The sequence below is a fragment of the Seohaeicola zhoushanensis genome, from assembly GCF_014656415.1.
Taxonomy (GTDB): Bacteria; Pseudomonadota; Alphaproteobacteria; order Rhodobacterales; family Rhodobacteraceae; genus Seohaeicola_A; species Seohaeicola_A zhoushanensis.
In genome coordinates, this window is record NZ_BNCJ01000002.1 from 664,745 (window position 1) to 681,889 (window position 17,145).

The 17,145-nt window shown below is 66.5% G+C and carries 14 protein-coding genes; 10 read left to right on the forward strand and 4 right to left on the reverse strand.

Features of this window, described 5'->3' with window-relative positions:
* Positions 1-117 precede the first annotated feature (117 nt).
* From IE266_RS07245 to preA, 5 genes are all read left to right on the forward strand, one after another.
* Positions 118-1,965 (forward strand): calcium-binding protein, encoded by a 1,848-nt coding sequence (locus IE266_RS07245; RefSeq protein ID WP_189679364.1) that lies wholly within the window; start codon positions 118-120, stop codon positions 1,963-1,965.
* 189 nt (positions 1,966-2,154) lie between these two features.
* Positions 2,155-3,477: an NAD(P)-dependent oxidoreductase gene (locus IE266_RS07250; RefSeq protein ID WP_189679365.1), complete on the forward strand. Its 1,323-nt coding sequence runs from the start codon at positions 2,155-2,157 to the stop codon at positions 3,475-3,477.
* A 42-nt stretch (positions 3,478-3,519) separates the two neighbouring features.
* Entirely contained in the window at positions 3,520-4,344 is an 825-nt protein-coding gene (locus IE266_RS07255; protein ID WP_189679366.1) for a class I SAM-dependent methyltransferase, read from the forward strand.
* 109 nt (positions 4,345-4,453) lie between these two features.
* Positions 4,454-4,909, forward strand: a complete 456-nt coding sequence (locus IE266_RS07260) for a GFA family protein (RefSeq protein WP_229863917.1) — start codon at positions 4,454-4,456, stop codon at positions 4,907-4,909.
* Between the two features lie 10 nt (positions 4,910-4,919).
* A complete protein-coding gene (gene preA, locus IE266_RS07265; RefSeq protein ID WP_189679368.1) occupies positions 4,920-6,224 on the forward strand; it encodes an NAD-dependent dihydropyrimidine dehydrogenase subunit PreA in 1,305 nt (434 codons plus the stop codon).
* 68 nt (positions 6,225-6,292) lie between these two features.
* Here preA and IE266_RS07270 read toward each other — a convergent pair whose 3' ends face one another.
* Positions 6,293-7,246 carry a hypothetical protein gene (locus IE266_RS07270; RefSeq protein WP_189679369.1) on the reverse strand — a complete coding sequence of 318 codons (954 nt, stop codon included), beginning with the start codon at positions 7,244-7,246 and terminating at the stop codon, positions 6,293-6,295.
* Between the two features lie 171 nt (positions 7,247-7,417).
* On the opposite strand from IE266_RS07270, the gene IE266_RS07275 reads away from it, so the two are divergent.
* Positions 7,418-8,674: an MFS transporter gene (locus tag IE266_RS07275; RefSeq protein WP_189679370.1), complete on the forward strand. Its 1,257-nt coding sequence runs from the start codon at positions 7,418-7,420 to the stop codon at positions 8,672-8,674.
* A 207-nt stretch (positions 8,675-8,881) separates the two neighbouring features.
* Here the strand turns inward: IE266_RS07275 and acs are convergent, their stop codons facing one another.
* Complete coding sequence (acs, locus tag IE266_RS07280) at positions 8,882-10,852, reverse strand: acetate--CoA ligase (RefSeq protein WP_189679371.1); 1,971 nt, start codon at positions 10,850-10,852, stop codon at positions 8,882-8,884.
* 472 nt (positions 10,853-11,324) lie between these two features.
* On the opposite strand from acs, the gene IE266_RS07285 reads away from it, so the two are divergent.
* The 4 genes from IE266_RS07285 (at position 11,325) to IE266_RS07300 (ending at position 15,253) form a co-directional block, all read left to right on the forward strand.
* On the forward strand, positions 11,325-12,344 hold the full coding sequence (locus IE266_RS07285; protein ID WP_189679372.1) for a C4-dicarboxylate TRAP transporter substrate-binding protein: 1,020 nt from the start codon (positions 11,325-11,327) through the stop codon (positions 12,342-12,344).
* A 102-nt stretch (positions 12,345-12,446) separates the two neighbouring features.
* Positions 12,447-13,079, forward strand: coding sequence for a TRAP transporter small permease subunit (locus tag IE266_RS07290; protein ID WP_189679373.1), 633 nt, complete (start codon positions 12,447-12,449; stop codon positions 13,077-13,079).
* Between the two features lie 12 nt (positions 13,080-13,091).
* Positions 13,092-14,495 (forward strand): TRAP transporter large permease, encoded by a 1,404-nt coding sequence (locus tag IE266_RS07295; RefSeq protein WP_189679374.1) that lies wholly within the window; start codon positions 13,092-13,094, stop codon positions 14,493-14,495.
* 116 nt (positions 14,496-14,611) lie between these two features.
* Positions 14,612-15,253 (forward strand): DUF6778 family protein, encoded by a 642-nt coding sequence (locus tag IE266_RS07300; protein ID WP_189679375.1) that lies wholly within the window; start codon positions 14,612-14,614, stop codon positions 15,251-15,253.
* Positions 15,254-15,259: 6 nt separating this feature from the next.
* On the opposite strand, the gene IE266_RS07305 is transcribed toward IE266_RS07300, so the two are convergent.
* Together IE266_RS07305 and IE266_RS07310 are read right to left on the reverse strand one after the other, a co-directional pair.
* The gene (locus IE266_RS07305; protein WP_189679376.1) at positions 15,260-16,102 is read right to left on the reverse strand and encodes a shikimate dehydrogenase family protein; all 843 of its coding nucleotides are present in this window, start codon (positions 16,100-16,102) and stop codon (positions 15,260-15,262) included.
* Positions 16,099-17,145 carry a Gfo/Idh/MocA family protein gene (locus IE266_RS07310; RefSeq protein WP_189679377.1) on the reverse strand — a complete coding sequence of 349 codons (1,047 nt, stop codon included), beginning with the start codon at positions 17,143-17,145 and terminating at the stop codon, positions 16,099-16,101. The genes IE266_RS07305 and IE266_RS07310 overlap by 4 nt, the downstream gene beginning before the upstream one ends.

The window sequence follows — 17,145 nt, forward strand, 5'->3', positions numbered from 1 at the left end:
CCCCCTCCGTGAACGAGTTTACTTACCGCGCGGCCAAAGGCGGTCAGACTGGCCGGCACTGAAACAGCAGAAAGTCACTCATTCATTTTCCAGAGATATTTTCAGGGGCTACCACTCATGACCTCCATTTCCGACTATACCGCCAACGTCGACCGGCTCGCGGGCGACTATGACACCTTCGCCGACATCAGCGCCAAGCTGGGCAAGGCGCTCGACAAGGAAGTCGAGCTGCTCGGCGCGCCGGGCAAGATCGAGGCGAAGCTGCGCCAGCCGGCGGACAAGCTCGATCTGCCGGATGCGACCGTCAAGCTGCTGGGGTTCATCCCCAAGTTCGGCACCGCGCTCAAGACCATCGCCAATATCGCCGATACCGCCGGCGAAGAGATCGGTCGCCAGGCCGATATCATGGGCAAGCTGGACGACGCCTGGGCGGTTCCGCGCGGGATCGCCAAGGCGGCACAATACGTCAACCTCGGCAACAAGGTTGCGATCAAGGCGATGGCCGAGATCAACGACCTGCGGCTGGAGGAGGCGCATAACATCGCCGAAAGCCTCGAGGGCGACCTGCTGGACGAGAACTCGCGCCTTGCGCAGCGGATGGAAGGCTTCAACGAAGAGCTCGCCGGCTGGTTCGCGGCCCAGGACGGCGCGAAGGAAAAGCTCGACGCGGCGGTCGATGCGCTGGAAGCGAAGCTGACCGAACTCGCCGGAATGCTGCCCGAAACTACGCTGCTGGACGACGCGGTCAACGCGGTCAACGCCGTCTTCGGCCCGATCAAGTCGGCGATGTCCTCGGTCGAGTCCAAGCTGAAGTCGACCTGGGTGGTCTACCAGCCGGCGGTCAAGATCGGCAGCATCGTCATCGTGCCCGAGAAGAAGGCGACGCTGGCGACCATCATCTCCAACCTCGATACCTATTCGACCACGGTACAGAACAAGGTTAAATCGCAGGTCGAGAGCATAGCCAAGTCGATGGGTATCGACTTCGAAAAGGTCATCGCCGATCTGAAGGCCGATCTGCTGAGCCCGCTCGACCCGGTCTTCGCGCTGATCGAGGCCGCGCTCGACGGGGCGCAGGACATCATCGACGCGCTCAAGCAACTGGTCGACAACGTCGTGCAGCCGCTGACCGAGATCCGCGAGACGCTGGAAAGCACCTTCGCCGATACCCTTTTCGACAATCACATGACCGGCGACCACCTGCTGGCCACCTTCGACGACGTGCTGACCGGGACCGATGGCGAGGACGGGATCTTCGGGCTGCTGGGGAATGACACTTTGAAGGGCGGCAAGGGCGACGACTTCATCTTCGGCGGCGTCGGCGACGACAACATGAATGGCGGCGCGGATGACGACGACATGTATGGCGGGGCCGGCAACGACCGCATGGTCGGCGGGCAGGGCGACGACATGATGGACGGCGGCAGTGGCAATGACCGCATGTTCGGCATGGGCGGCAACGACCGGATGACGGGCGGCGACGGCAACGACCGGATGGTTGGCGGCAAGGGTCGCGACACCATGCTGGGCGATGACGGCAACGACCGGATGTTTGGCGGCGACGGCGTCGATATCATGTTCGGCGGCGATGGCGACGATCTCGTGTCGGGCGGCGACAACAACGACATGGTGCTCGGCGGGCGCGGCAATGACCGCGTCTCGGGTGGCGATGGCAATGACATCGTCGACGGCGGCAAGGGCCGCGACATCCTGAGCGGCGGCGAGGGACGCGACCAGTTCGTCTTCCACAAGGGCGACGGCCGCGACCGGATCGTCGATTTCGAGGACGGCGTCGACCTCATCGACATTTCAAGCTTTGGCGCTGCGACGGAGCTTCCCGAGGTCGTGGACCGGGGCGCGGATGCCATCGTCATCTACGAGGGCGGCCGGATCGTCATCGAGGGCGCGGCGGGGCTGATCGACTCGCATGACTTCAAGGTCTGGAACGAGGTGATCCTGCTCTGAGACTGGAAGGGGAGGCCCTGGCTGGCCTCCCCGACGCCGACCTGCGGCCCACAGGGCCAAAAAACGGGCAATTGCGCCGAACCGCGCAATCTCTCGGTCTCCGGAAAATTTACCATTTGATAAAAAAATTTTCTGTGGCAGTCTGATTCCAACAAGAATGCCAACGACAAGACCCCCAGGGAGACCCAGATGGGCAATAGCCAGATGACGCCGGGCATCGCTGCCGGGCGCTTGCCAGCCGACCGTATCGCCGCGAATTTCGACGATCTGCACCCCGCCTACGCACCGCACGAGGCGGCCGTGGCGGCGGATCGCTGCTATTTCTGCTATGACGCGCCCTGCGTCACGGCCTGCCCGACCTCGATCGACATCCCGATGTTCATCCGGCAGATCCAGACCGGACACCCCGAGGCCGCGGCGAAGACGATCTTCGACCAGAACATCCTGGGCGGGATGTGCGCACGTGTCTGCCCGACCGAGACGCTCTGCGAGGAAGCCTGCGTGCGCGAGACCGCCGAGGGCAAGCCGGTCGAGATCGGCCGCCTGCAGCGCTATGCGACCGACACGGTGATGGCGGCCGGCACGCATCCGTTCCGGCGCGCGGCACCGACCGGCAAGCGGGTTGCCGTGGTCGGGGCGGGGCCTGCGGGCCTGTCCTGCGCGCATCGCCTGGCCATGCTGGGCCATGACGTCACCGTCTACGAGGCGCGGCCGCGTCCCGGCGGGCTGAACGAATACGGGATCGCCGCCTACAAGGCGACCGGCGGTTTCGCGGCGGCCGAGGTGGACTGGCTGCTGCAGATCGGCGGGATTTCCATCGACTACGGCAAGCGGCTTGGTAGCGACATTACCCTGGACGGCCTCGTCTCCTCCCACGATGCCGTCTTCCTTTCCGTCGGCCTCGCGGGCGTCAACGCGCTGGGGGCCGATGGCGAGGATCGTGAGGGCGTGCGCGACGCCGTCGATTTCATCGCCGAGCTGCGCCAGGCGTCGGACCTGACGGCCCTGCCGGTTGGCCGCAACGTCGTGGTGATCGGCGGCGGAATGACCGCGATCGACGCCGCCGTGCAGTCGCGCCTGCTGGGGGCCGAATCCGTCACCGTCGCCTATCGGCGCGGGCAGGAGTCGATGGGGGCCAGCAGCTTCGAGCAGGACCTGGCGGCGCAGAAGGGCGTGCGGCTGATGTTCAACCTGCGCCCGGTTGCCGTGCATGAGGGCGAGATCGAGCTGGAATATACCCGCGTGGCGGAGGGCCGCGTGACCGGCACGGGCGAGACGATCCGTCTGCCCGCCGACCAGGTCTTCAAGGCCATCGGCCAGAAGCTGGACGGCGCGCCCGAAGGCATCGCGCTCGAGGGTGGCAAGATCGCCGTCACCGGGGCGGGCCGCACCTCGGTCAAGGGTGTCTGGGCCGGGGGTGACTGCGCCTCGGGCGGGGATGACCTGACCGTGACGGCGGTGGCCGAGGGGCGTGATGCCGCCATGGATATCCACGCCTCGCTCGCGGGCTGATCCGTGCTAGACTGGCCCCGATCCCCGGATGGTGAGGACGTCATGGACCACTTGGCCAAGCGTGTCGAAGACCATTATGCCAGCGAGAACCTGCTCGCCCGGATCGACGCCGGGCTGGCCGAACTTGGCGCGGCGGCGACCGATCCCGAGGCCCTGAAGGCGGTGGACGAATTCCACACCGGCGGGCGCGAGGCGACCGAGGCGCTGCTGTCGCACCTCGATATCCGCTCCGGGATGCGCGTGCTCGACATCGGCGCGGGCATCGGCGGCACCGCGCGCCACATCGCGCGGGCCTATGGCGTGCATGTCACCGGGGTGGACCTGACGCGGGCCTATGTCGATGTCGCCAAGGTGCTGAACGCAAGGGTCGGGATGGAGGACGATGTCACCATGATGGTGGGCAGCGCGCTCGACCTGCCGGTGCCGGCGGGGGCCTTCGATCTGGCCGTAATGTTCCATGTCGGCATGAACATCGACGACAAGCCGCACCTGATGCGCGAGGTCGCGCGGGTGCTGAAACCCGGCGGCCATTTCGCGCTCTACGACGTGATGCGGGATGCCGTCGACGGGCCGCTGACCTTCCCGCTGCCCTGGGCCTCGGCGCCCGAGAACTCCTTCGTGGACTACCCGCTGGCCTATATCACCGCCGCCGAAAGCGCCGGGCTGGAGCTGGAGACGCGCCGCGAGAGGCGCGAGGCGACACTGGCCTTCTTCAAGCGCCGCCGCAAGGCGGGGGACGGGGGCGCGCCGGTCGGGCTTCACCTGCTGATGGGCGAGACCTCGGCGCAGAAACTGAAGAACCATGCCGGCGACGTGATCGCCCGGCGGACCGTTCCCGTCGAGATGATCTTCAGGAAGCCCGGATGATGGGGATCTGGCCTGTGGATATGTCTGGGAACAAGTTTTGGAAGGGCAGTGGGGACAGGGCCTTGCGAAAGTTTTCTGATATGCCGAGCGAGGTGGATAAATGCCCGCGATGAGCCTTCCCGCCACCGGCCATTGCCGCTGCGGCGCACTGCAGGTGCGGGTGACGAAACCGCCGATGCTCACCGCTGTCTGCCATTGCACCGGCTGCCAGCGCATGTCCGGCAGCGCCTTTTCCACCACCGCGATGATCCCGGTCGACGGCTTCGAGGTGGTTGCCGGCGAACATGTGGTCGGCGGGCTGAAGGGGGATGACATCCACCACCAGCACTGCCCCGACTGCCTGTCCTGGGTCTTTACCACCTTCGGGCCCGAGCGTCCCTTCGTGAACCTGCGCGCGGTGATGCTGGAGGATCCGTCCTGGTTCACGCCCTTCATCGAGACCTGCACCGCCGAGAAGCTGCCCTGGGCCGAGACCGGAGCGCCGCACAGCTACGAGGCCTTCCCCCCACCCGAGGCTTTTGGCCCGCTGCTGGCCGAATTTGCCGCCCTTCCCACCACGAATTGAGGACTGACCGATGGCCGACCTGACCACTACTTTCCTCGGGATCACCACCCCGAACCCGTTCTGGCTCGCCTCCGCGCCGCCGACCGACAAGGAATACAACGTCCGCCGCGCCTTCGAGGCCGGATGGGGCGGCGTGGTCTGGAAGACGCTGGGCGAGGCGGGGCCGCCGGTCGTCAACGTCAACGGCCCGCGCTATGGCGTGATCCACGGCGCCGACCGCCGGGTTCTGGGCATCAATAACATCGAGCTCATCACCGACCGCCCGCTGGAGACGAACCTCGAAGAGATCGCGCGGGTCAAGAAGGACTACCCCGACCGGGCGATCATCGCCTCGATCATGGTGCCCTGCGAGGAAGCGTCCTGGAAAGCGATCCTGCCGCGCGTGGCCGAGACCGGCTGCGACGGGATCGAGCTGAACTTCGGCTGCCCCCACGGGATGAGCGAGCGCGGCATGGGCGCGGCGGTGGGGCAGGTGCCCGAATACATCGAGATGGTCACCCGCTGGTGCAAGGAATACTACGGCAAGCCGGTGATCGTGAAGCTGACGCCCAATATCACCGACATCCGCTACCCGGCGCGCGCCGCGCACAAGGGCGGCGCGGATGCGGTCTCGCTCATCAATACCGTGAGTTCGATCACCTCGGTCAACCTTGACACTTTCAGCCCCGAACCCTCGATCGACGGCAAGGGCAGCCACGGTGGCTATTGCGGCCCGGCGGTCAAGCCGATCGCGATGAACATGGTGGCCGAGATCGCCCGCGACCCCGCGACCCGTGGCCTGCCGATCAGCGGCATCGGCGGCGTCACCACCTGGCGCGACGCGGCCGAGTTCATGAGTCTCGGCTGCGGCAACGTGCAGGTCTGCACGGCGGCGATGACCTATGGTTTCCGCATCGTGCAGGAGATGATCTCGGGCCTGTCGCAGTGGATGGACGAGAAGGGCTATACCGCGACCTCCGACTTCATCGGCCGCGCGGTGCCGAATGTCACCGACTGGCAGTATCTGAACCTGAACTACGTCGCCAAGGCCAAGATCGACCAGGATGCCTGCATCAAGTGCGGCCGCTGCTATGCGGCCTGCGAGGACACCTCGCACCAGGCGATCTGGATGAAACCGGGGCGGGTGTTCGAGGTGAACGACGCCGAATGCGTGGCCTGCAACCTCTGCGTCGACGTCTGCCCGGTCGAGAACTGCATCTCGATGGTGCCGATGACGCCGGGCGAGACAGACCCGCGCACCGGCCGCGTGGTGAGCCGTGACTATGCCAACTGGACGACGCATCCCAACAACCCGGCCGCGCGCGCGGCCGAGTAGGGCGCAAGAGTTTCAAGTAAAACTCTTGCCAAATCCTTTATTTAAAGGATTTGGAGCGGGCGGCGCGGTCAGGCCAGAATGAAGTGGTCGAGGTCGAGCTGGGCCAGGCTGACGTCCTCGAAGATGATGACGTTCTTGCCGTCGCCCTTGTGGTCGTAGATCACGTCGCCGCCGCTCTCGCTGAGGGCGGCGGCGAGGGCCGCCTTGGTCTTTACCTCGCCGCGGATCTGCACGATGTCGCAGTCGAAATCGGTGATGCGGTCGGTGCCCCAGTTCCGGCCTGCGAAGACGAAGACATCGACGTGCTTGCCGCCGGTCAGCGTGTCGTCTCCCGCCCCGCCGATCAGCCGGTCGCGCCCGGCATTTCCGAAGATGAAATCGTCGCCAGCGGCGCCTTTCAGCAGGTCGCGTCCGCCCTTGCCCGAGATGGTGTCGGCAAAGGCCGTGCCGGTGATGACGTCGCGCTTGCCGGTGCCGTCGATCGCCGGCGCGCCGGCGGAATCGGCCGAGCGGCCGAACCAGACGTGATAGACGCGCCCGCCATAGATCCCGCCGGCCGAGGGGTCGTTGATGACGCCGATGCCGATGGCGTTCCAGTCGTAATTGGCCCAGGCGCCGGTGTTGGCGATCACTGCATTGTGCCCCGAAGAGCTTTTCCAGCCGGCGAGCACCGAGGTGATGCTGGAGTAGCCCGCGGCCGAGATCTCGAAGCCGTAATCTGTATAGCCCGTGCCGATGCGTTCGGGCGCGTCCCACATCACCTGCGGCTGGCTGTGGTCGTTGTAATAGGGCGCATCCGACCAGCTGTGCAGGTTGGCGCCATCGGGCAGGGTCAGCCCGGCCTGCCAGATGTTGTAGGCGGTGTCGGCGGCGTGGCGTCCGGCGGTGGTGGTCAGGCTCAGCGAAAGCGGGATCGGGTCGAGCCCCAGCGTGGCGCGATAGTCCATGATCATGTGGTAGAGATCGAGCTCGGTCAGGCTCAGCGCGTCGGAGGCATGGGCCTGGGTATTGTCAAAGGTCATCGGCTCGGCTCCGCTGGCAGGTCAACTCGGGCTTTCGCCTAAACCGACATCGTGGCAAAACCAAGTCGGTAGCCCGGCGGGTGGCGGCTTGCCGCCCGTACGGACCGGGAAAGGCGCAGGTCTTTGCCGGCAGGGCTTCATGTGACGATCCGCCAAGAACGGGATGCCGGTTTGAAACAGTTTCTTCCCATCAGCGCGCTTCTGCTCGGTTCGGCGCTGCTGCTGCTCGCCGGGGGCATGAACGCCCTGATCCTGCCGATCCGCGGCAACTTCGAAGGCTTCGACGCCGGCTCGCTCGGCCTGCTCGGCACCGGCTGGGCGATCGGCTATGTGCTTGGCTGCGTGCTGAACCCGCGGCTGGTGGGCAAGGTCGGCCATATCCGCGCCTTCGGGGTGATGGCAGCCTTTGCCGCGGTGGCGGTGCTCTTCTCGCTGATCTTCGTGACGCCCTGGGTCTGGATCCCGCTGCGCGGCCTTTCGGGCTTCTGCTTTGCCGGAGCGGCGATGATCGTCGAGAGCTGGCTCTCGGAGCGGGTCGACCCCTCGTCGCGCGGCAAGGTCTTCGGCATCTACACGATGGTGAACCTCTTCGCCTCGACCGCCGGGCAGATGTCGCTCTCGCTGGGCGATACCACCGGCTTCCTCTATTTCGTGCTGCCGGCGATCTTCTACTGCCTGTCGATGGTGCCGCTGTCGATTTCCTCCAGCGCCACGCCCAAGCCGCTGGTGAGCGTCAAGCTCGACCTGCGCGCGCTCTGGCGCAATTCGCCGGTGGCGGTCTTCGTGGCGCTGGGCATCGGCATCTCGAACGGCGCGTTCGGCACGCTTTCGGCGGTCTATGCCGACCGGGTCGGGCTGGCGCAGGCGACGGTGGCGCTCTTTGCCAGCCTTCCGGTGCTGGCGGGGGCGATCTCGCAGGTGCCGATCGGCGCGGCCTCGGACCGGATGGACCGGCGCGTGGTGCTGATCTTCGTGATCCTCGCCGCGCTGGCGGTGGATGTGGCCTTCATCCTGATCCAGCCGGCCGACCTGGTCGGCAACCTGGTGCTGGCGGCAGCCTTCGGGGGTTCGATCTATGCGATGTATCCGCTGATCGTCGCTCATGCCAACGACCATGCCGAGCCGGGGACCTATATCCAGGTGAGCGGCGGGCTGCTGCTGACCTATGGCGTCGGCGCCATCATCGGCCCCACCGTGGCCGGTTTCTGCATGAAGGCCTTCGGCTCGTCCGGGCTGTTCATGGTCTCGGCCGCGGCGCATGTCGCGATGATCGCCTTCACCGCGCTGCGCATCGGCCGCCGTGCACCGGTGCCGGAAGAGCAGAAGGCAAGCTTTGTCGCCACGCCGCAGGCCAAGGCCTCGACCCCCGAGACGGCGGCGCTGGCGGTGGGCGAGGAGACCGAGGCGGTGGTCAACGACCCGGAGTAGGGCGCGGGTTGGCGGGGGTGCCTTTGGGGGCGCTGCCCCCGCCGCGCCTGCGGCGCGACTCCCCCGGAGGTATTTGAAAAAGAAGAGAAATGAGGGGCGCAGCGCGTGGGATTGCTCCGTTGCGCAATGCCCCTTTGCGCGGTGGCCGGGCGGGTGAAAAAAACCCCGCCGGTCGGGGCGGGGTTTCGCTCGGGCCTGGAGGGCCGCTTATTCCGAGCGGTTCTTGATCAGGTCGTCGACCACCGAGGGATCGGCCAGTGTCGAGGTGTCGCCGAGCGCGCCGAAGTCGTTCTCGGCGATCTTGCGCAGGATGCGGCGCATGATCTTGCCCGAGCGGGTCTTGGGCAGGCCGGGCGCCCATTGGATCACGTCAGGCGAGGCGATCGGGCCGATCTCGGTGCGGACCCAGTTGCGCAGCTCCTTGCGCAGGTCCTCGGAGGGCTCCTCGCCGTTCATCAGGGTGACGTAGCAGTAGATGCCCTGGCCCTTGATGTCATGCGGGTAGCCGACAACTGCCGCCTCGGCGACCTTGGCGTGGGCGACCAGCGCGCTTTCCACCTCGGCGGTGCCCATGCGGTGGCCCGAGACGTTGATCACGTCATCGACGCGGCCGGTGATCCAGTAGTCGCCATCCTTGTCACGGCGACAGCCGTCGCCCGAGAAGTAATAGCCCTTGTAGTCGGAGAAATAGGTCTTCTCGAAGCGGTCGTGATCGCCCCAGACGGTGCGCATCTGGCCGGGCCAGCTGTCCTTGATCGCCAACACGCCTTCGACGCCATTGCCCTCGATCTCGGCGCCGGTGGTCGGTTCCAGTACCACCGGCTGCACCCCGAAGAAGGGCTTCTGCGCCGCGCCGGGCTTGGTCGGATGGGCGCCGGGCAGCGGGGTGATCAGGTGGCCGCCGGTCTCGGTCTGCCACCAGGTGTCGACGATCGGGCATTTGCCCTTGCCGACGACGCTGTCGTACCAGTTCCAGGCCTCGGGGTTGATCGGCTCGCCCACGGTGCCAAGCAGGCGCAGCGAGGAGAGGTCGCATTTGGTGACCCATTCGGTGCCCTGGCCCATAAGGGCGCGGATCGCGGTGGGGGCGGTGTAGAACTGGGTGACTTTGTGCTTTTCGCAGACCTGCCAGAAGCGGCTGGCGTCGGGGAAGGTCGGCACGCCCTCGAACATCAGCGTCGTCGCGCCATTGGCGAGCGGGCCGTAGACAATGTAGCTGTGGCCCGTGACCCAGCCCACGTCCGCGGTGCACCAGTAGATGTCGCCCTCGTGATAGTCGAAGGTGATCTGGTGGGTCATCGCCGCGTAGACCAGGTAGCCGCCCGAGGTATGCACCACGCCCTTGGGCTGGCCGGTGGAGCCGGAGGTGTAGAGGATGAACAGCGGATCCTCGGCGTTCATCTCTTCGGCGGGGCAGTCTGCGGGGACCTTGGCGGCCTCTTCGTGATACCAGTAGTCGAGCCCCTGGCGGAAGGCGATCTGCTGGCCGGTGCGGCGCACGATCAGGCATTTCACGTCGGTGGTGTCGTGCAGCAGCGCCTGGTTGACGTTGTCCTTGAGCTTGGTGACGCGGCCGCCGCGCGGGGCGCCGTCGGAGGTGATCACCACCTTGGCGTCGCAGCCGTTGACCCGTGCGCCGAGCGCGTCGGGCGAGAAGCCGGCGAAGACCACCGAGTGGATCGCGCCGATGCGGGCGCAGGCCAGCATCGCATAGGCCGCCTCGGGGATCATCGGCAGGTAGATCACCACCCGGTCGCCCTTCTTCACGCCCAGCGACTTCAGCACGTTGGCCATCTTGCAGGTCTCGGCGTGCAGCTCGCGGTAGGTGATGTGCTTGGCCGGGTCCTTCGGATCGTCCGGCTCCCAGATGATCGCGGTCTGGTCGGCGCGGGTGGCGAGGTGGCGGTCGATGCAGTTGGCGGCGACGTTCAGCGTGCCGTCGGCATACCAGTTGATCTTGACCTGGCCGAGGGTGAAGTCGACGTCGCGGACCTGGGTATAGGGCTTGATCCAGTCGATGCGCTTGCCCTGTTCGCCCCAGAAGCCGGCAGAATCCGTGATCGAGGCCTTGTACATCGCCTCGTATTTCGCCGCGTCGACATGGGCGCGAGCGATGGTTTCGGCGGAAGGCGGATGCACGGCCGAGGCCGCGGAATCGGGGTGCGCTGCTGAGCTCATGGACTGTTCCTCCCTCTGGCTGTCAGGCCTGTGGCTGCCCCGAGTCCGTGTGGTTCGGGGCGATACTCCTCGGGCGGGATAATAGTCGCGTCAGAAAATTTTGGAATAACATAATGGAAAGTAACGATTTGCTTGTAAATTTTTGTCGGCCCGGAAGGCGATCCAGTAAACTTGTCGCCGGCATCGGCAGGGAATGCCTTTGCGGGACTGGCATTTTCTGTCAATGCCGCGCGCGCATCCTGTCATGCTGCAAAGCCGCATTTCGAACGGGCCGCAAAGGCGGGGCGGCCCGCGCAGGTGTGACAAATTGATCCGTCGCAATACGGCCGGGGCTTCGGCGCAGGGTTGATGCGCGATCGATGCGGCCCGCGCGAAAGGTTGCGGCGCCAACAAGGGTTGGCAGCGGCGCGCAGCCGCGCTAGCTTTCGCTCAAGCCTCCCGCAGAAATGGGAGGCACATAGGGAGAGAATTCATGAACAAGATGCTGACCGGGGCCATCGCGGCCTCCGTTACCTTTGGCTTTGCCATGGAGGCCGCCGCGACCGAGTGGAACGTCTCCGTCTGGGGCAAGCGGCGCGCCTTTACCGAGCATATCGAGAAGATCGCCGAGCTGGTGAAGGAGAAGACAGGCGGCGAGTTCACCATGAACATCAGCTATGGCGGCCTGTCCAAGAACACCGAGAACCTCGACGGCATCCAGATCGGGGCCTTCGAGATGGCGCAGATCTGCGCGGGCTACCACGAGGACAAGAACCCGACGCTGACCGTGCTCGAACTGCCGTTCCTCGGTGTCAGCACGCTGGAGGAAGAGGTGGCGGTCTCGGATGCCGTCTACCAGCACCCGGCGGTGCAGAAGGACCTGGAGCGCTGGAATGCCAAGCTGCTGATGTCCTCGCCGATGCCGCAATACAACCTGGTGGGCCGTGGCGATCCGCGCGAGACCCTCGAAGCGATGGCCGGGATGCGCGTGCGCGCCACCGGCGGCCTTGGCGAAGCCTTCCGCACGGTGGGCGCGGTGCCGACCTCGGTGACTTCGGCCGAAGCCTACAACGCGATGGAATCGGGCGTGGTCGACACGGTGGCCTTCGCGCCGCACGCGCACCTCTCGTTCCGCACCATCGACCAGGCGACCTGGTGGACCGAGAACCTCAACCCCGGCACGGTGAACTGCCCGGTGGTGGTGAACATCGATGCCTACAACGCCCTGACGGATGCCGAGCGCGAGGCTCTCGACGGCTCGGTCGACGAGGCGATCAAGTATTACATCGAGTTCTACAACAATGAGACTATGACCAAGTGGAACAAGACGCTGGATGAGAAGAACATCAAGCGTGTTCACTACACCGACGATCAGATCGCCCAGTTCCGCGACATGGCCGCAGGCCCGGCCCGCGAGGCCTGGATCACGAAGATGGACGACGCCGGGATCCCGGGCCAGGAGCTCTATGACCTGGTGGTCGACGCCCTGAAGAAGGCGAAGTCGGGCAGCTGAGGCGGCCCTTCGACACCTGAATGCGCCTGACATGCCCCTCCGCGCCGTAATGGCGTGGAGGGGTTCGGGCAAGGACTATCTACCCAACATGGGAGGCGGCGGATGGCGGGAAGCTCTCCGGTACTCGAGGACGGTTCTCTTCTGAGCCGGCTGGATCGAGGGTTGTTCAAGGCTGAACAGGTATTCGCGCTGATGAGCGGGATCGCGGTGTTCCTGCTGATGGTGCTGGCGGTGATCTCGGTCTCGGGGCGCAATGCCTTCAACCGGCCGATGCCGGGATATGTCGACTGGATCGAATTTGCCATGCCGCTGATCGCCTTCATGGGCATCGCCTATACCCAGCGCAGCGGCGGCCATATCCGGATGGACATCCTTGTCGGCAAGCTGAAGGGGCGGCCGCTCTGGGCGGCGGAATTCGTCACCACGGCGGTGACGCTGCTGCTGATCGTGCTGCTGATCTGGGGCAGCTGGGCGCATGTCATGCGCAGCCTCGATTTCGGAGCGCCGCTCTGGAGCCGCGACAGCTCGATCGACATCAAGCTGCCGCTCTGGCCGGCCAAGCTGCTGGCTCCGGTGGCCTTCTCTATCCTCGCGGCCCGGCTGAGCCTGCAGCTCTGGGGCTATGGCCGCGCCTTCGCGCGCAATCTGGTCAACCCGGTCGCGGTGCCGATCACGCTGTCGGCAGCCGAGCAGGCGGCCGAGGAGGCCGCTCACGTCAGCGGCCTGGACGCCTGAGGGAGCGCGCGCATGGAACCCATTCAAATCGGCCTCGTGGTCACCGGCCTGCTCCTGGTCGTCGTCCTGCTGGGGATGCGGGTCGCCTTTGCGGCCGGTCTCGCGGGGATGGTCGGCCTGATCTGGATCTTCTGGGCCAAGGCTGGATACGACCCGTCGAAGTTCGGCAAGGCGCTGACCATCGCGGTCAAGACGGCGGGGCAGGTGCCCCATTCCAAGATCGCCAGCCAGGAGCTGAGCCTGATCCCGACCTTCATCCTGATCGGCTATCTCGCCTATTACGCCGGGCTGACCAAGTCGCTCTTCGAGGCGGCAAAACGCTGGCTTGGCTGGCTGCCGGGCGGGCTTGCCGTTTCAACCGTCTTTGCCACGGCGGGCTTTGCCGCGGTGTCGGGCGCCTCGGTCGCCACCTCGGCGGTCTTCGCGCGCATCGCCATCCCCGAGATGATCGACAACGGCTATGACAAGCGCTTCGCCGCCGGCGTGGTGGCGGCGGCGGGCACGCTCGCCAGCCTGATCCCGCCCTCGGCGATCCTGGTGATCTACGCCATCATCGTCGAGCAGAACGTCGGCAAGCTGCTGCTGGCGGGCTTCATTCCCGGCGCCTTCTCGGCGGTGGTCTATGGCACCCTGATCGTCAGCATGGCGGTGTTCTTCAAGAGCTTCGGCCCGCCGGTGGGCGGCTTCAGCTGGAAGGAGCGCTTCGTCTCGTTGCCGCCGGCCTTCCCGATCTTCTTCGTGGTCCTCATCATCATCCTGTTCATCTACAACCCCTTCGGCGGCGATGCCTGGGGCACGCCGACCGAGGGCGGCGCACTCGGGGCCTTCGTGGTCTTCCTGATGGCGCTCTGGAAGCGGATGTCCTGGAGCCAGTTCAAGGATGCGCTGCTGGAGACGGCAAAGCTCTCGGCGATGATCTTCACGATCATCTGGGGTGTGCTGATCTATGTGCGCTTCCTCGGGTTCGCTGATCTGCCAGGGGCCTTCTCGGACTGGATCACCTCGCTGGAACATTCGCCGATGATCACGCTTATCATGATCCTGCTGGCCTATGCGGTGCTGGGCATGTTCATGGATGCGATCGGGATGCTGCTGCTGACGCTGCCGGTGGTCTACCCGGCAGTGATGGCGCTTAATGGTGGCGAGAACGTCAGCGCAGCCGACAGCGCCTTCGGCATGGACGGCACGATGTGCGCGATCTGGTTCGGCATCCTGGTGGTGAAGATGGCCGAGTTCTGCCTGATCACCCCGCCGATCGGGCTGAATTGCTTCGTAGTGGCCGGCGTGCGCGACGACCTCTCGGTGCAGGACGTGTTCCGTGGCGTGACGCCCTTCTTCATCGCCGACGCCATAACCATCGGCCTGCTGGTCGCCTTCCCGGCCATCGTGCTGTACTTGCCGTCGCTCGCCGGCTAGCAGGGCCCCGCGCCCTGGCTGCCACATCTGTCCGGAACCACCTCTTTTGCCCCACGGGCAAAAGAGGTTAGTGTGGTCGTCACACCATGGGGCGACCCATGAGAAGGAGAGAAAAGATGCGAGCAGTCATTTCCATCTCGCGCGCGGCGCGAGGCCTGCTGGCGGGCTTGGCGCTGACGGCGCTGGCGGCCTGCGGGGGCGTGTTTTCGGTCGATTACCCGCCGATGTCCGCCGATGTCAGCAAGGGGCTGCGGGTCAGCGCGGTCAATGTCAGCGTGCCCGAGAGCCTGACGGTCTCCGAGGCCAACGTGCTGGTGCCCAGTGCCGATATCGTCTGGCATGGCGAACCGGACGGCGACCGCCGGGCGCAGGTCAAGGCGATCATGACCACGGCGGCGCGGGCCGCGGTGGCGCCGATGCGCGGCACGCGCCGGGTCAACCTGAACATCATCGTCTCGCAGTTCCACGGCGAGACCGAGGCGGCGATCCTGCGCTCGCCCTCGGCGGTGCACTCCATCCGCTTCACCGCGCAGTTGGTCGATGCCTCCACCGGCGCGGCGGTGACGCCGCCGGTCCCGATCAGCGCCGACCTTGCCGCCTACGTCGGTGATGCCGCGCTCGAGGCGCAGCGCCGGCACGGCGGGCCGTTCATGTCCTGGCAGAAGCCGCGCGTCACCGCGCATGTGACCAGCGTGCTCAAGGGCTGGCTGGGCCTCGGGCCGGACATCCGCGGCAGCTTCAACAGCCTGGGGCGGTGAAGCGGCTCAATACCTGATGCGGGCCAGGCGGCGCAGGGTTTCGGGCGTCGCCACCGGCAGGCCGAAGAATTCGAGATAGGCGGGGATCATCTCGAACAGCATGTCGGTGCCGACCTGCGTGGCACAGCCACGGGCGGCGGCGGCGGCCAGGAAGGGCGTCTGCTCGACCTTCATCACCACCTCGCCGACGAAGGTGGCCGGCGCGATGCGCTCGACCTCCACCGGCAGCGGGTCGCCGGCGTCCATGCCAAGCGGGGTGGCGTTCACCACGATGTCCCAGCCGGCAGGGTCCTTCGACCCGGTCTCGATCTCGCAGCCGGGGAAATGCTGGCGGATGCGGTCGGCCAGCGCCTCGACCCGCGCGCGGTCGGTGTCGAACAGGCCCAGCCGGGCAACACCCGCGCGGGCCAGCGAGGCGGCGATGGCCGAGCCGACACCACCCGCGCCGACCACCAGCGCCGAGGCCCCGGCGGCGGCACGGCCCTTGCGCTCCATCCCGCGCACGAAGCCCTCGCCGTCGAACATGTCGCCGACCAGCCGGCCCGAGGCATCGCGGCGCACCGCGTTGCAGGCGCCGCAGGCGCGTACGGTGGGGCTGGCCTCGTCCAGTAGGTCGACCACCGGCACCTTGTGCGGCATGGTGATGAGCGCCCCGGCAAAGTTGCGCAACCGCGCGACGAGGGGCAGGAAGGCGGCGAAATCTTCGGCCTCGCAACCCATCGGCACCACCACCACATCGGCGCCGCACTCCTCGAACCAGGGGTTGTAGATCATCGGCGCGCGAAAGCTTTCGGTCGGTACGCCGATATGCGGGATGATGCGGGTATGGCCGCTGATGAGCGCCGTCATGCCTCGACCTCCACGTTGACAAGGGCACCGCTGGCCGCCGCCTGCTTGACCGCCTCGATCACCGCCAGCGCGGCAAGGCCGTCGCGCGCAGTGACGACCGGGGCTTCGCCATCACGCACCACCCGGCCGAACTGGGCCGCCTGCAGCACCAGCGGGTCGGCAAAGTCGAAGGGAAACCGGGTGGCGGCGATGGGCGACCACCATGAATTCTTCCCCTCATGCGTCCAGAGCGCGAGGCTGGGCAGCGAGAGTGAGCCGCGCGTGCCGCCGATCAGGTAGCAGGCCTCGCCGGTGGCGGGATAGACGGGGTTTTCGCGCGCCGTCAGCTCCCAGCTCCAGGGCGCGGCGGCGGCATCGCAGACGTTCACCGTGCCGATCACGCCCGAGGCGAAGCGCAGCAGAATCACCGAAGTCTCCTCGACCTCGTTGCCGCGCAGGGCGTTGCTCTCCATCGCCTGCACCTGGGTGACGGGGCCGCAGAAGTGCTGCAGCAGGTCGACGTCGTGGATCAGGTTCAGATAGACCGGCCCGGCGCCCTTGCGGCGGCGCCACTCGGTGTCGAAATAGTCGTCAGGCTTGAGGAACCAGGTGGTGCCCTGCACGGTGGCGACCTGGCCCAGCCGCCCTTCGTCGAGCAGTGCCTTCGCCCGCGCGATCAGCGGGTTGTGGCGTCGGTGGTGGCCGGTGGCGACGGGCACACCGGCGGCCTCGCCGGCGGCGACGATCCGGCGGGCGCCGTCGAGGTCGGAGGCCAGCGGCTTTTCCACCAGCACCGGCAAGCCTGCCGCGATGCAGGCGAGCGCTCCTTCGACATGCATCTGGTTGGGCGTGGCGAGAATGACCGCATCGGCCACCCGCGCGGCCAGCAGGTGGTCCAGACCGGGGTAACAAGGCACCCCAAGGCCCTCGGCCACTTCGCGCGCACCCGGTGCCGGGTCGGCGATGGCGGCCAGGCTAACGCCGGGCGCGGCGAAGATGGCCTCGGCATGACGCCGGCCGATCATCCCGGCGCCGACGACGGCGATGGGGACCGCGCCCGTCAC